The sequence below is a fragment of the Paracidovorax wautersii genome, assembly GCF_031453675.1.
Lineage (GTDB): Bacteria > Pseudomonadota > Gammaproteobacteria > Burkholderiales > Burkholderiaceae_C > Paracidovorax.
In genome coordinates this window covers 928573-941935 of record NZ_JAVIZX010000001.1, presented here as the reverse complement: position 1 = coordinate 941935, position 13363 = coordinate 928573, and the positions used below count along the sequence as shown (strand labels likewise).

The following is a 13363-nucleotide window of genomic DNA, read 5'->3' as shown; positions in this document are numbered from 1 at the left end:
CCCGTTGCGCTCTTTGACGCCGCCAAAATCCGCCGGCAACTTGCGTGCACCCAGAGCCGCAAGGCCGCGGAGCAGGTCATGCCAGCAGACGCCGTGGAACGGGCTTCGCCCGGCCACCGGCGGCGTCCCCCTTCCCGGCGTAGCCGAGAGAAGGGGGAAGGCGCGCAGCGCCTCAGGGGGATGTCACTTCCCGCTCAGGCATTCCTTCATGAACGCCTTGCGTGCGTCGCCGCTGAGCGCCTTGGTCTTGGCGTCTGCGTTGCAGGTCTTCATCTTGTCCTGCTGTTTTTCCTGCTTGTTGGCCGAGAGGCATTCCTTCATGAAGGCCTTGCGCTCGTCGCCCTTGAGGTCCTTGGTCTTGGCGTCGGCATTGCAGGCGGTCATCTTGCTCTGCTGCGCCGTGGGCGCCTTGGCGGGGGCAGAGGCCGCAGCCGCGGGGGCGTCGGCAGCGTGGGTCGCGGTGGACAGCGAAAGGGCCAGGCCCGCGGCGGTCATCAGGGAAAGCAGTTTCTTCATGTAATGCTCCTGCAGTAGGGATGAACAGCAGCCCCGGACTGAACGCCACCCGGCGCCCAGCAACCAAGGCTGTTCAGCATAACGCCGGCCGGCGCGCGGCGGATGACGGCCGCCCCGTAGAATCCGTGCATGCTCTCCGTCAAACAGGAATTGCTCGCGGCGCTGGCCGGCGAGCTGGAAAAATTGTCGCCCGGCGCTGCCGGGCGCGCTGCTTTTGAATCGCCCAAGGTGGCCGCGCACGGCGATTTCGCCTGCACCGCCGCCATGCAGCTGGCCAAGCCGCTCAAGCTCAACCCGCGCGCCCTGGGCGAGCAGCTCAAGGCCGCGCTGGAAGCCACGCCCGCCTTTGCGCGCTGGGTCGTTGCCATCGAGATCGCCGGCCCCGGCTTCCTGAACATCCGGCTCAAGCCCGCCGCCAAGCAAGAGATCGTGCGCGAGGTGCTGGCCGCGGGCGAGCGCTTCGGCTACCAGCCGGACAACGGCCAGCGCCTGCTGGTCGAGTTCGTCTCCGCCAACCCCACCGGCCCGCTGCACGTGGGTCATGGCCGCCAGGCGGCGCTGGGCGATGCGATCTGCAACCTGTTCAGCACCCAGGGCTGGACGGTGCACCGCGAGTTCTATTACAACGACGCAGGCGTGCAGATCGACACGCTCACCAAGAGCACGCAGTTGCGCGCCAAGGGCTTCAAGCCGGGCGATGCGTGCTGGCCCACCGACAGCGAGAACCCGCTGGCCAAGAATTTCTACAACGGCGACTACATCGCCGACATCGCCGAGGCCTTCAAGGCCAAGGCCACCGTCAAGGCCGACGACCGCGAGTTCACCGCCAACGGCGATGTCGAGGACTACGACAACATCCGCCAGTTCGCGGTCGCCTACCTGCGCAACGAGCAGGACAAGGACCTGCAGGCCTTCAACCTCCAGTTCGACGAGTACTACCTGGAATCGAGCCTGTACACCAGCGGCCGCGTCGAGGCCACCGTGAACCGGCTGGTGGCCAACGGCCACACCTACGAGCAGGACGGCGCGCTGTGGCTCAAGTCCACCGACTACGGTGACGACAAGGACCGCGTGATGCGCAAGAAGGACGGCACGTACACGTACTTCGTGCCCGATGTGGCCTACCACATCGCCAAGTGGGAACGCGGCTTCACCAAGGTCGTGAACATCCAGGGCACGGACCACCACGGCACCATCGCCCGCGTGCGCGCCGGCCTGCAGGCCGCCGACGTGGGCATTCCGCAGGGCTACCCCGACTACGTGCTGCACACCATGGTGCGCGTGGTCAAGGGCGGCGAAGAGGTCAAGATCAGCAAGCGCGCCGGCAGCTACGTCACCCTGCGCGACCTGATCGAATGGACCAGCAAGGACGCGGTGCGTTTCTTCCTTCTGAGCCGCAAGCCTGACACCGAATACACCTTCGACGTCGACCTGGCCGTGGCGCAGAACAACGACAACCCGGTGTACTACGTGCAGTACGCGCATGCGCGCATCCAGTCGGTGCTGCGCGCCTGGGCAGAGGCCGGCGGCAGCGACGTGGCTTCGCTCAAGGACGTGGACCTGTCGGCCCTGGACGGCCCGCAGGCCCAGGCGCTGATGCTGCAGCTGGCCAAGTACCCCGAGATGCTCACCGCCGCCGCAGACGGCGAGGCACCGCACGACGTGACCTTCTACCTGCGCGATCTGGCCGCCAGCTACCACAGCTACTACGACGCCGAGCGCATCCTGGTGGACGACGAAGCGGTGAAGAAGGCACGCCTGGCGCTGGTCGCCGCCACCGCCCAGGTATTGCACAATGGCCTGGCGGTGCTGGGCGTGTCGGCGCCCCAAAGAATGTGAGTACAAGAAGTATGAAGAATCAGCAACGTGGCGGCACCGCGGTCGGCTTCATCCTGGGCGTGGTGGTCGGCCTGGGCGTGGCCCTGGGCGTAGCCGTCTACGTGACCAAGGTGCCCGTGCCCTTCCTGAACAAGACCGGCCCGCGCACGGTCGACCAGGACGCCGTCGAAGCCCAGCGCAACAAGAACTGGGACCCGAATTCGCCGATGTACGGCAAGAACCCGGCGCGCCCCACCGTGCCGGCCGCATCCGTGGCCGACCCGGCGCTGCCCACGCCCGCCGTCACGGCCAGCAGCGCCGTGGCCGCGGCCTCGGCGCCCCGCGGCGCGGCCAGCAAGCCGGCCACCACGTCCGATCCATTGGGCGATCTGGCGCGCGCCCGTGCCGCCGCTACGCCCGGTGCCGATCCGTTCGACTACTTCGTGCAGGCGGGCGCTTTCCGCACGCAGGCCGATGCCGATGCCCAGCGCGCCAAGCTGGCCATGCTGGGCTGGGAGGCGCGGGTGAGCGAGCGCGAGCAGAACGGCCGCACGGTGTTCCGGGTGCGGGTGGGTCCGTTCACCAAGCGCGACGATGCGGAAGCCCTGAAGGAAAAGCTGGACGGCGTGGCCGTCGAATCCGCGCTGGTGCGCGTGCAGCGCTGAACTGAACTTTTGCACCGCCTGCCGCTCACAAACCTCAGATCGAACCAAGGAGTGTCCCGTCTCATGAAACGCCGCGAGTTTTCCCTGTCCGCCGCCACTGCGGCGGCCGCCTCCGCCCTGACGCTGCCCCTGGCCACGCCCGCGTTCGCGCAGGCCCGCCAGTTCAAGGAAGGCAAGGAGTACGTGAAGCTCGGCAAGCCCGTGCCTACGGAAGTCTCGGCCGGCAAGGTCGAGGTCATCGAGTTCTTCTGGTACAGCTGCCCGCACTGCAATGCCTTCGAACCGGCGCTGGAAGCCTGGATCAAGGCCGCCCCGAAGGACCTGCACATCCGCCGCGTTCCGGTGGCGTTCAACGCCACCTTCGTGCCGCAGCAAAAGCTGTACTTCGCGCTGGAAGGCATGGGCAAGCTGCCCGAGGTGCATGCCAAGGTCTTCCGCGCCGTGCACGTCGAGCGCCTGCCACTGAACAAGGACGAGCTGATCTTCGACTGGATCGCCAAGCAGGGCGTGGATGCGGCCAAGTTCAAGGAGGTCTACAACTCCTTCACCGTCTCCAACCAGGTGCGCAAGGCGTCGCAGCTGCAGGAGGCCTATGGCGTGGAAGGCGTGCCCTCGATGGGCGTGGCCGGCCGCTACTACACCGACGGCACCATGGCCGGCAACATGCAGAACGTGCTGCAGGTGGTCGACCAGCTGGCAGCGCAGGCGCGCAAGGGCTGAGGCCCGGTGCCGGCCCTGCCGGCATGCCCGCAGACTGCGACGCGCCTTCGGGCGCGTTGTGCTTTCTGCAGCGTGCTGCGACGGTGCGGTGCAGCCTTTTGCGGGATCGCGGGTCTTTGCCGCGCAAAGGCCAGGCAGCGTCAGTACAATGACCGCAAGATTCGTGCCCTATGAGAAAACAACTGCTCCCGCTCCTCCTGCTTTGTGCGCTGGCCTGTGCCTCATGGGGCGTACGCGCCGAGAAGGCCGACCGCAACAAGCCCATGAACATCGAGGCCGACGCGCTGCGCCACGATGAGCTCAAGCAGACCAGCGTCTTCACCGGCCGCGTGGTCATGACCAAGGGAACCATCGTGCTGCGCGGCGCGCGGCTTGATGTCCGTCAGGATCCGGACGGCTTCCAGTACGGCGTGGTCACCGCGGAGGCCGGCCAGCGCGCCTTCTTCCGCCAAAAGCGCGACACGCTGCCCGGAGCGCCCGACGAATACGTCGAGGGCGAGGGCGAGGTGATCGAGTACGACGGCAAGGCCGACATCGTGAAGTTCATCCGCCGCGCCGAGCTGCGCCGCTACCGCGAGGCCACCCTGACCGACGAGCTGCAGGGGGCCACCATCGTCTACAACAACGTCACCGATGTGTTCACCGTGGATGGCCAGCGCACGGCGCCCGCCGGCACGGCATCGGGTACGCCGGGCGGCCGCGTGCGTGCCGTGCTGGCGCCCAAGGAGCCCGCGTCGGGTGCCGCGCCGGCCAACGCGCCCGCCACCCCGGCACCGGCCCTGCGGTCCAGCCCCCAACTGAACGACGGCGCGAAGTGAGCGATTCGAATTCCACACCCTCCGCCTCCAGGGCGACGGGCGAAAGCCGCCTGGAGGTGATGCACCTCGAGAAGTCCTACGGCAGCCGCAAGGTCGTCAAGGACGTGTCCATGCTGGTTCAGAAGGGCGAGGTCGTGGGCCTGCTCGGCCCGAACGGCGCCGGCAAGACCACGTCGTTCTACATGATCGTGGGACTGGTGCGCTGCGATGGCGGCGACATCCGCATCGACGGCCAGTCGGTGGCCGACATGCCCATCCACCGCCGTTCGCGCCTGGGCCTGTCGTACCTGCCGCAGGAGGCCTCCATCTTCCGCAAGCTCAATGTGGAAGAGAACGTGCGCGCCGTGCTGGAGCTGCAGAAGGACGAGCACGGCAAGCCGCTCACGCGCGCCGTGATCGAGGAGCGCCTGACGGCCCTGCTGCAGGAGCTGCGCGTGGAGCATCTGCGCCAGTCGCCCGCGCTGGCCCTGTCGGGCGGTGAACGGCGGCGCGTGGAAATCGCCCGTGCGCTGGCCACGCAGCCGCGCTTCATCCTGCTCGACGAGCCCTTCGCCGGCATCGATCCGATCGCCGTGATCGAGATCCAGCGCATCATCGGCTTCCTGAAGGAGCGCGGCATCGGCGTGCTCATCACCGACCACAACGTGCGCGAGACGCTGGGCATCTGCGACCACGCCTTCATCATCAGCGATGGCCGCGTGCTGGCCCAGGGCACGCCTGCCGAGATCGTCGACAACCCCGAGGTACGCCGCGTCTACCTGGGCGAACACTTCCGGATGTGAGCATGGGCTGCCTGCCATCCGTCCCTTCGTGCCGGACGCGGCGCCCCATGGGCCCGGCCGCGGCGTGCGCCGGTTGATGCGATGAAGCAGGGCCTTTCCCTCCGCGTCTCGCAACACCTGGCGCTCACGCCGCAACTGCAGCAATCCATCCGCCTGCTGCAGCTGTCGACGCTGGAGCTGTCGCAGGAGGTCGAGCAGATGCTCGACGACAACCCGTTCCTGGAGCGCACGGCCGAAGAGGCGCCGCGCGAGGACTTCGGCCTGGCGCAGGCCGATGCACCCGTACAGGAAGACGACCGACACGCTGAAGATGCTCTGTATTCAGGAACATCCAGCGCAAGCACCACGGCTGCAGAAGCCTCATCCGATACCGATACCCCGGCCACCGCCGACGCTGCGACCGACACGCCCGACTGGGAAGGCGATGGCACGGTGGACATGGCGCCCGACGACAGCGAGTGGGGCGGCGACGCCCCCGCGCGCAACCGCAACGGCGGCGACGAGGGCGATGAGGCCGATGCCACCGAGCTGGCGCGCAGCCACCTGTCGCTCACCGAATTCCTGCACCGTCAGGCCCTGTCCCTGCGGCTGTCCGAGGTGGACACGGCGGCGCTGCGCTTTTTGATCGAATCGCTCAACGACGACGGCTACCTGGACGAGCCGCTGGAGTCCCTGGCCGTGAGCCTGGCCGGCGAGGAAGATCCCGAGCAGGTCGAGGAGCTGGTGCACCGCTTCACCGTGGCCCTGCGCCTGCTGCAGAGCCTGGAGCCGACGGGCGTGGGCGCCCGCGGCCTGGCCGAGTGCCTGACGTTGCAGCTCAAGGCGCTGCAGCACGACGAGGAAGGCGACCCCGAGGTGCTGCAGGCGGCCCTGGCCATCTGCCGCCAGCCGCTGGACATGCTCGCCCGCCGCGACGTGCGGCGGCTGACGCAGGCCTGCGGCGCCGGCGAGGAGCGCACACGCAGCGCCATGGCCCTCATCGCGCGGCTGGAGCCGCGGCCCGGCCGGCGCTTCACGGACGTGGAGCGCAACATCATCGTGCCCGACGTGATCGTCAAGAAGACGGGGCGCGGCGCGCAGCAGAACTTCAGCGTGCAGCTCAACCCGGATGTGATGCCGCGCCTGCGCGTGCACGACATCTACGCCGGCGCGCTGCGCGGCAACCGCGGTGGCGAGGGCCACCAGGCGCTGCAGCAGCGGCTGCAGGAGGCGCGCTGGTTCATCAAGAACATCCAGCAGCGCTTCGACACCATCCTGCGTGTGTCGCGCGCCATCGTGGACCGGCAGAAGAATTTCTTCGTCCATGGCGAACTGGCCATGCGCCCGCTGGTGCTGCGCGACATCGCCGACGAACTGGGCCTGCACGAATCCACCATCAGCCGCGTGACCACGGCCAAGTACATGGCCACGCCGCAGGGCACCTATGAGCTGAAGTACTTCTTCGGCTCGGGGCTGGGCACGGAGACGGGCGGCAATGCCTCCAGCACGGCGGTGCGGGCGCTCATCAAGCAGTTCGTCTCGGCCGAGAACCCGAACAAACCGCTGTCGGACAGCCAGATCGCGGAGATGCTGAAAGAGCAGGGCATCGAGTGCGCCCGCCGCACCGTGGCCAAGTACCGCGAGGCGCTCAAGATCGCGCCGGCCAACCTGCGCAAGGCGCTCTGAGCCTGCGCGCCGTCGGCGCGCGTGGCACTTCCCAGGTCAGCCCAGTACCTGCGGGTTCAGACGCCACAGCGTGAAGTTCAGGGCGGCGGCAAAGCTGATCCAGGCCAGATAGGGCACCAGCAGTGCGCCGGCCAGCGGCCGCAGGCGCCAGAAGGCCGCCAGCGTGGCGGCCACCCCCAGCCACAGCGCGGCAATGTCGGCCAGCGCCCAGGCGCCCAGCTGCCATTGGAAGAACAGCCAGCTCCACAGCGCATTGAGTACCAACTGCCCGCAGAAGAGCGCCAGCGCCTGCCGCCGTGCGGCGCCTTGCGGCGTGCGCCAGACCAGCCAGGCGGCGATGCCCATCAGGGCGAACAGCACCGTCCACACCGGGCCGAAGACGGAGGGCGGGGGCGCCCATTCCGGCTGCACGAGCTGGCCATAGAACTGCGGTGCCTGCACCGAGGCCACGCTGCCGATGGCTGCGGTGGCGAAGGCCAGCGCCAGCCAGCCGGCCAGTGCCAGCCATTGCCGCCCGCGGGGCTGCGCAGGCGGCAAAGCGGAGCCGGGAGACGCCGGACGGGCGCAGGAGGGGGAGGCGGTGTGCGAGGTCATGCGCAGATCTTCTCTCGCCCGGCGCGGGCCGGGGCGCCGGCCAGGGGGCCGCGCGTGTCGGACGGCGCCGCGATCTGCACGGCAGCGCTTCGGCGCGGCGGGCGTTGGCGCCTTCCGAATGCGCTGGAATGGCCGACGTAGCACTGGCCCCACGCCCGTCCGAAGATCGGGTTCGGATCGTGCGGCGCTGGCCGGCTGCCTGCCCTGCTTGGCGGCAGCCACAGTGTGCGCTCAGGCCGGGCCGTGCACGGAGGCGACCAGATCGACTTCCACCGTCGCGTTCTTGGGCAACTGCTGCACGCCCACCGAGGTGCGGGTGTGCGCGCCGGCCTCGCCCAGGATGGAAAACAGCAGGTCCGATGCGCCGTCGGCCACCTCGCTTTGCTGCGTAAAGTCGGCCGTGCACTGCACATACACGGTGATGCGCAGCAACGTGCGTACCTGCTCCAGGCTGCCCAGGCTCCGCTGCAGCAGCGCCAGCGCGCGCATCACGCAGACCCGCGCGGCGTGCTGGGCCTGCGGCAGGGAGACAGTGTCGCCCGCGCGCCCCTGCACCACCACCACATCGCCCACGCGGGGGATCTGCCCGCTCAGGTACACGGTGTTCCCGTCGCGCACCAGCGGCACGTAGTGGCCGCCGATCTTGATCTCGCCATCGAAGGAATAGCCGAGTTCAGCGGCGGCCTGGGTGAAGCGTTGGTCTTTGTCCATGGAATTGAGCGTACGGGAGCGTGGGGGAAGTGCGGCCGTGTGGGGGCGCTGTACACGGCGTGGCATCGGCGGGAGTGATTTTTTGAAAAGTGCTATATTAATAATAGCAATATGCGCTTGCTGTGTAAGGGCTAAGGCCTGTTTTCATTCTAATCCACCGGCGTGGGCAGCACCGGCGCCGCGGCGCGGACAAGAGCACCACCGCGGCTCGCAGGCCGGCCTGTGTGCACCAGCCCCGGATCGCACCGGCCGCTCCGGTGGCGCTGGGCTTGCAGCCGCGGCACCCGCCGCCTGCCGCCGCCCGGTCGTGGCGATGCCGCGGTTTCAGCGCAGGGCGCGCAGTTCGCTGCCGGTGGCGCCCTGTGCCGGCCGCACCGCTGCCGCCCCGTGGGCCTCCAGCTTGAAGCCGGCGACGACTTCCGCCAGGTGCGCGGCCTGCTGCTGCAGCGACTGGGCGGCGGCGGTGGCCTGCTCCACCAGCGCGGCGTTCTGCTGTGTGGCCTGGTCCATCTGCGTCACCGCGCCGCCGATCTCGGCGATGCCGGTGCTCTGCTCCTGGCTGGCGTTGCTGATCTCGGCCACGATGGTGGTCACCTGCCGCACGCTGTCCACCACCTTCTCCATGGTGGCTCCCGCGTCCTGCACCAGGCGGCTGCCGGCGTTCACCTGCTGCACCGATGCGTCGATCAGCGCCTTGATCTCCTTGGCGGCGGTGGCGCTGCGCTGGGCCAGCGTGCGCACTTCGCTCGCCACCACGGCGAAGCCCCGGCCCTGCTCGCCTGCGCGGGCTGCTTCCACCGCCGCGTTCAACGCCAGGATGTTGGTCTGGAAGGCGATGCCGTCGATGACGCCGATGATGTCCGCGATCTTGCGCGACGAGGTCTCGATGCCGCCCATGGTCTGCACCACCTGGCCGACTACCGTGCCGCCGTGCGTGGCGATGTCGGAAGCGCCCGTGGCCAGCTGGTTGGCTTGGCGTGCGTTCTCGGCGTTCTGCTGCACCGTGGCCGTCAGCTGCTCCATGGCGGCGGCGGTTTCTTCCAGCGAGCTGGCCTGCTGCTCGGTGCGCCCGGACAGGTCCTGGTTGCCGCTGGCGATCTCGGTGCTGGCCACGCGCACCGACTCGGATGAATCGCGGATCTGCACCAGCACCGCGGCGATCTTGTCCACGAACTGGTTGAACGCCCGGGCGATCTGCGTCAGCTCGTCGTTGCCGTGGGTGGACAGGCGGCGCGTCAGGTCGCCGTCGCCCGAGGCGATGTCGTCCAGCGCGTCGCGCACCAGGGCGAGGCGGCGCAGCGAGCGGGCAATGGCCGCGCCCAGCACCAGGATCGCGAGGGTCAGCGACACCACCACGGTGATCGCCGACACCTTGAGCAGCGTGCCGATGGAGGCCAGCGCCTGCCCGCGGTGTACGGCGGTCACCAACTGCCAGTCGGTGCCCGGCACGGTGTGGCTGTAGAGCAGGTAGTCGGTGCCGTTGATGTCCGTGCGCATGCCGGTGGTGGCCTGTTCCAGCTCGCGCATGGCGGCAGGCTGCAGGTTGGGCGACAGGGTGGACACGGGCTTGAGCGTCAGCGCGGTGTCCGGGTGCGTCACGATGGCGCCGGCCTGGTTGGCCAGGAAGGCGAAGCTGTCGGGCGTGGGGCGGATGGACGCCACGGTGCGCACCACGGTGGTCAGCAGCACGTCGGTGCCAACGACCGCGGTGGGGTTGCCTGCCGGGCCGACTGGCTCGGCGAAGGTCACGCCGACTTCGGGCGGCGAGGTGAACAGGTAGGGCGCGGTCACGATGGGCTTGCCCTCCTGCACGGCCTGCTTGTACCAGGGGCGCGAGGTCACGTCGTAGCTGTCCGGCATGGGGTTCAGGAACAGCGTGCGCTTGTCCGGAAACCCGACGTAGGCGTCGGAGAAGCCGCCGCCGTCGCGCAAGGCCTGCAGCACGCCGCGCGGATCCGGCTGGTCGATCGCCAGCGTCAGCGTGTGGGTCAGCAGGCGTTTGGATTCGACCCAGTCGCCCAGCGCGCGCGCCTGCGCGGCCACCAGCTGGCGGCTCTGCGCGTCCACTGTGGACTGGACGTGGCCGCGAACAGTCAGGAAGTTGGCCGTGGCCAGCGCCAGCATGGCCACGGTAACGATCGCAACGCTGAGCGCAATGAGGCGAGCGCGGAGGGTGAGGGACATGGTGGGGCTCCTGTCGACAGGTCGTTACCCATTGTTGCATCGAAGCGTGCCGCGGTGTGAAATTCAGCCACGCCGCGGACGTGGATGCGGCGGACCGCAGCGCGTATCCTCGGGGGCTTCCCTATGAACCAACTTCAACTCTTTCTGCCCTGCGCCGCCGGCGTGGAGGGCTACCTGGCGGACGAAGTCCACCAGATCACCGGGCTGACCGGCCACGACCTGCTCACCGGCCGGGGCGGCGTGCTGCTTCGCGCCTCCTGGCGCGACGCGTTGCTGCTCAACCTGTACAGCCGCCTGGCCCAGCGCGTGCTGGTGCAGGTGGGCCAGCGCATGTACCGCAGCGAGAACGATCTCTACGGCATGGCCAGCGATGTCGCCTGGGAGATCTGGTTCACCACGCGCCAGAGCTTCAAGATCGAAGTGACGGCCCAGCACAGCCCGCTCACCAGCCTGAACTTCGCCGCGCTGAAGGTGAAGGATGCCGTGGCCGACCGCTTCCGCCACAAGAGCGGCGCCCGCCCCGATGTGGACACGCAGTGGCCCGACGTGCGCATCCACATGCACCTGACGACCGACGAGGCCACGCTGTACATCGACACCTCGGGCGAGGCGCTGTTCAAGCGCGGCTGGCGCGAGGACAAGGGCGACGCGCCCCTGAAGGAAACGCTGGCCGCGGCAATGATCGCCGCCAGCGGCTGGGATCCGCACGGCGACGACCCGCAGCCCCTGTACGACCCCTGCTGCGGCAGCGGCACCATCGCCATCGAGGCCGCGCAGATCGCCTGCTGCATCCCGTCGGGCATGCGCCGGCGCTTCGCGTTCGAGAAGATGCTGCCATTCCAGGCGCATGTCTGGTCTGCTATCAAAGAAGAAGCGGCCAGCGAAATAAAGGCAAGCGCTGTGCCCATTTTTGGCAGTGATGTGTCGCACCGCATGGTGGACTTTGCCCAGCGCAATGCCGAGCGCGCGGGCGTGGCCCAGGCCGTGCAGCTGCGCGGCGGCGACGCGCTGCAGCGCATGCCGCCCAGCGAGCAGCCCGGCGTGATGCTGCTGAACCCGCCCTATGGCGAGCGCATCGCCGCCGCCGGCAGCGCCGGCCGCAATTCCGCCGAGCGCATGGGCCAGGTGGAACGCGCCGGCCGCGAGACCGCGCAGACCGAGGACGGCGGCGAGTTCTTCAGCCAGCTCGCCTCGCACTGGAAGAAGAACTACAGCGGCTGGACGGCGTGGATGCTCACCCCCGACCTCAAGCTGCCCGGCAAGATGCGCTTGAAGGAAACGCGTCGCGTGCCGATGTGGAACGGCCCCATCGAATGCCGCATGTTCCGCTTCGACATGATCAAGGGCTCTGTGCGCGAGCGTGCGCCCAAGGCGCCGACCGAAGGCGGCGGCGCATGAAGGTGGAGCTGCGCCTGCCGGCCGCGGCCGGCGCTCAGGAGCCTGTGCGCCCGGTGGTGGTGGACACCAACGTGGCGCTCGACCTGCTGGTCTTTTCCGACCCCCGCACCGCGCCGCTTCGCCAGTTGCTAGCCGAAGGCCGCCTGGCCTGGATCGCCACGCAGATCATGCGCGACGAACTGGAGCGTGTGCTGGCCTACACGCACATCGTCGAGCGCATGAATTTCTACCGCGTGAGCGCCGCCCAGGTGCTGGCCGCATTCGACGCCCAGGCGCGCCTGGTGGACATCGCGCCCAAGGTCGCCTACGTGTGCAAAGACGCAGACGACCAGAAGTTCATCGACTTGGCCGCGGCGCACGCGGCCATTCTGCTCAGCAAGGACAAGGCCGTGATCTGCATGCGCAAGCGGTTGATGAACCTGGGCGCGGATGTGGCGACGGCGTTGGTGCTGGAGGTTGCCTCCGACGAGGCGGTCCACGCCTAAACGGCAGTGCGGGGAGTGTGGGCTGCTGTGTCCGCAGCGCTGCCGAACGGCTGCTGCTGCAGCACGCCACGCACCCGTGTGGCTACCGGGTGACGGCTCTCGCGCCGCCAAGCCAGGTGCAGTTCGGCATGCAGGCCGGCCGGGTCCTGCAACGGGCGGTACGCCACCTGCGCAAAACCCAGGCGCGTGGCGGACTGCGGCACCAGCGCCGCACCCCAGCCGGCGTCCACCAAGGACAGGATCGAATGCGTGTGGCTCACGGTGAGCACCGTGTCGGGCGCCACTCCCTCGGCGCGCAGGCGCCCGGCGATCAGCTCGTAGATGTAGCGCGTTTCTGAAGGGCAGTATTCGATGAAGCGCTGGCCCTGCAGCGCGGTGAGTGGCACCGACTCGGCACCGGCCAGGGGGTGGCTGGCGGGAACGGCCAGCAGCAGGGGCTCCTGCAGCAGCGGCGCCGAGTCTGCGAACGGACGTGGCGCGAACGGGCGCACCAGCCCCAGGTCGATGCGGTCGCCCGCCAGCGCGTCCAGCTGGTCGAAGGTCTGCATCTCGCGCAGCACCACGTGCACGTCGGGCAAGTGCTCGCGGATGCGCGCCAGCGCCTGCGGCAGCACGGCCAGGCCGGCCGCGGCGATGTAGCCCAGCGTGACGCTGCCGGCGTCGGCCTGCATGGCGCGGCGCGCGGCCAGCGTGGCGGCCTGGCTGCGGCGCAGGATGTCCTCGGCCTCGCGCAGGAAGATGGTGCCGGCCGGCGTGAGCCGCACCGCGCCGCCCGAACGGTCGAGCAACTGCACGCCCACCTCGTGCTCCAGCAGCTGGATCTGCCGCGTGAGGGGTGGTTGCGTCATGTGCAGCAGGGCGGCGGCGCGGCCGAAGTGAAGCTCGGTGGCGACGGCCACGAAACACCGCAGTTGGGAAAGCTGGAACACGGCAGGGGCCCATTCAATTCTTGTATGGCGCCATCGCCTGTTTGGATTGGACGGCGCCTGTCTCGATTTCTAGAGTAG

The 13363-nt window shown here is 68.8% G+C and carries 13 protein-coding genes; 8 read left to right on the top strand and 5 right to left on the bottom strand.

The window, feature by feature from the left end:
• Nucleotides 1-183: 183 nt before the first annotated feature.
• On the bottom strand, nt 184-516 hold the full coding sequence (locus QE399_RS04330) for a PsiF family protein (RefSeq protein ID WP_309826484.1): 333 nt from the start codon (nt 514-516) through the stop codon (nt 184-186).
• 129 nt (nt 517-645) lie between these two features.
• On the opposite strand from QE399_RS04330, the gene argS reads away from it, so the two are divergent.
• From argS to QE399_RS04300, 6 genes are all read left to right on the top strand, one after another.
• The gene (argS, locus tag QE399_RS04325) at nt 646-2355 is read left to right on the top strand and encodes an arginine--tRNA ligase (RefSeq protein ID WP_309826482.1); all 1710 of its coding nucleotides are present in this window, start codon (nt 646-648) and stop codon (nt 2353-2355) included.
• 11 nt (nt 2356-2366) lie between these two features.
• A complete protein-coding gene (locus QE399_RS04320; protein WP_309826481.1) occupies nt 2367-2999 on the top strand; it encodes an SPOR domain-containing protein in 633 nt (210 codons plus the stop codon).
• A gap of 63 nt (nt 3000-3062) precedes the next feature.
• Nucleotides 3063-3719, top strand: coding sequence for a thiol:disulfide interchange protein DsbA/DsbL (locus tag QE399_RS04315; RefSeq protein WP_309826480.1), 657 nt, complete (start codon nt 3063-3065; stop codon nt 3717-3719).
• Nucleotides 3720-3889: 170 nt separating this feature from the next.
• Nucleotides 3890-4537: a lipopolysaccharide transport periplasmic protein LptA gene (gene lptA, locus QE399_RS04310; RefSeq protein ID WP_309826479.1), complete on the top strand. Its 648-nt coding sequence runs from the start codon at nt 3890-3892 to the stop codon at nt 4535-4537.
• 59 nt (nt 4538-4596) lie between these two features.
• Nucleotides 4597-5319: an LPS export ABC transporter ATP-binding protein gene (gene lptB, locus QE399_RS04305; RefSeq protein ID WP_309831930.1), complete on the top strand. Its 723-nt coding sequence runs from the start codon at nt 4597-4599 to the stop codon at nt 5317-5319.
• A gap of 81 nt (nt 5320-5400) precedes the next feature.
• A complete protein-coding gene (locus QE399_RS04300; RefSeq protein ID WP_309826477.1) occupies nt 5401-6984 on the top strand; it encodes an RNA polymerase factor sigma-54 in 1584 nt (527 codons plus the stop codon).
• Between the two features lie 36 nt (nt 6985-7020).
• On the opposite strand, the gene QE399_RS04295 is transcribed toward QE399_RS04300, so the two are convergent.
• The 3 genes from QE399_RS04295 to QE399_RS04285 all read right to left on the bottom strand — a co-directional run bounded on the left by QE399_RS04295 (nt 7021) and on the right by QE399_RS04285 (nt 10473).
• Nucleotides 7021-7578 (bottom strand): TspO/MBR family protein, encoded by a 558-nt coding sequence (locus tag QE399_RS04295; RefSeq protein WP_309826476.1) that lies wholly within the window; start codon nt 7576-7578, stop codon nt 7021-7023.
• A 231-nt stretch (nt 7579-7809) separates the two neighbouring features.
• Nucleotides 7810-8289, bottom strand: coding sequence for a RidA family protein (locus QE399_RS04290; RefSeq protein ID WP_309826475.1), 480 nt, complete (start codon nt 8287-8289; stop codon nt 7810-7812).
• Nucleotides 8290-8613: 324 nt separating this feature from the next.
• Nucleotides 8614-10473, bottom strand: coding sequence for a methyl-accepting chemotaxis protein (locus tag QE399_RS04285; protein WP_309826474.1), 1860 nt, complete (start codon nt 10471-10473; stop codon nt 8614-8616).
• Between the two features lie 123 nt (nt 10474-10596).
• Here QE399_RS04285 and QE399_RS04280 point away from each other — a divergent pair, with 123 nt between their 5' ends.
• Together QE399_RS04280 and QE399_RS04275 are read left to right on the top strand one after the other, a co-directional pair.
• Nucleotides 10597-11871 carry a THUMP domain-containing class I SAM-dependent RNA methyltransferase gene (locus QE399_RS04280; protein ID WP_309826473.1) on the top strand — a complete coding sequence of 425 codons (1275 nt, stop codon included), beginning with the start codon at nt 10597-10599 and terminating at the stop codon, nt 11869-11871.
• Nucleotides 11868-12356 carry a putative toxin-antitoxin system toxin component, PIN family gene (locus QE399_RS04275; RefSeq protein ID WP_309826472.1) on the top strand — a complete coding sequence of 163 codons (489 nt, stop codon included), beginning with the start codon at nt 11868-11870 and terminating at the stop codon, nt 12354-12356. Before QE399_RS04280 ends, QE399_RS04275 begins: the two co-directional genes overlap by 4 nt.
• Here QE399_RS04275 and QE399_RS04270 read toward each other — a convergent pair.
• On the bottom strand, nt 12353-13285 hold the full coding sequence (locus QE399_RS04270) for a LysR family transcriptional regulator (protein WP_309826471.1): 933 nt from the start codon (nt 13283-13285) through the stop codon (nt 12353-12355). The genes QE399_RS04275 and QE399_RS04270 overlap by 4 nt on opposite strands.
• Nucleotides 13286-13363: the final 78 nt, after the last annotated feature.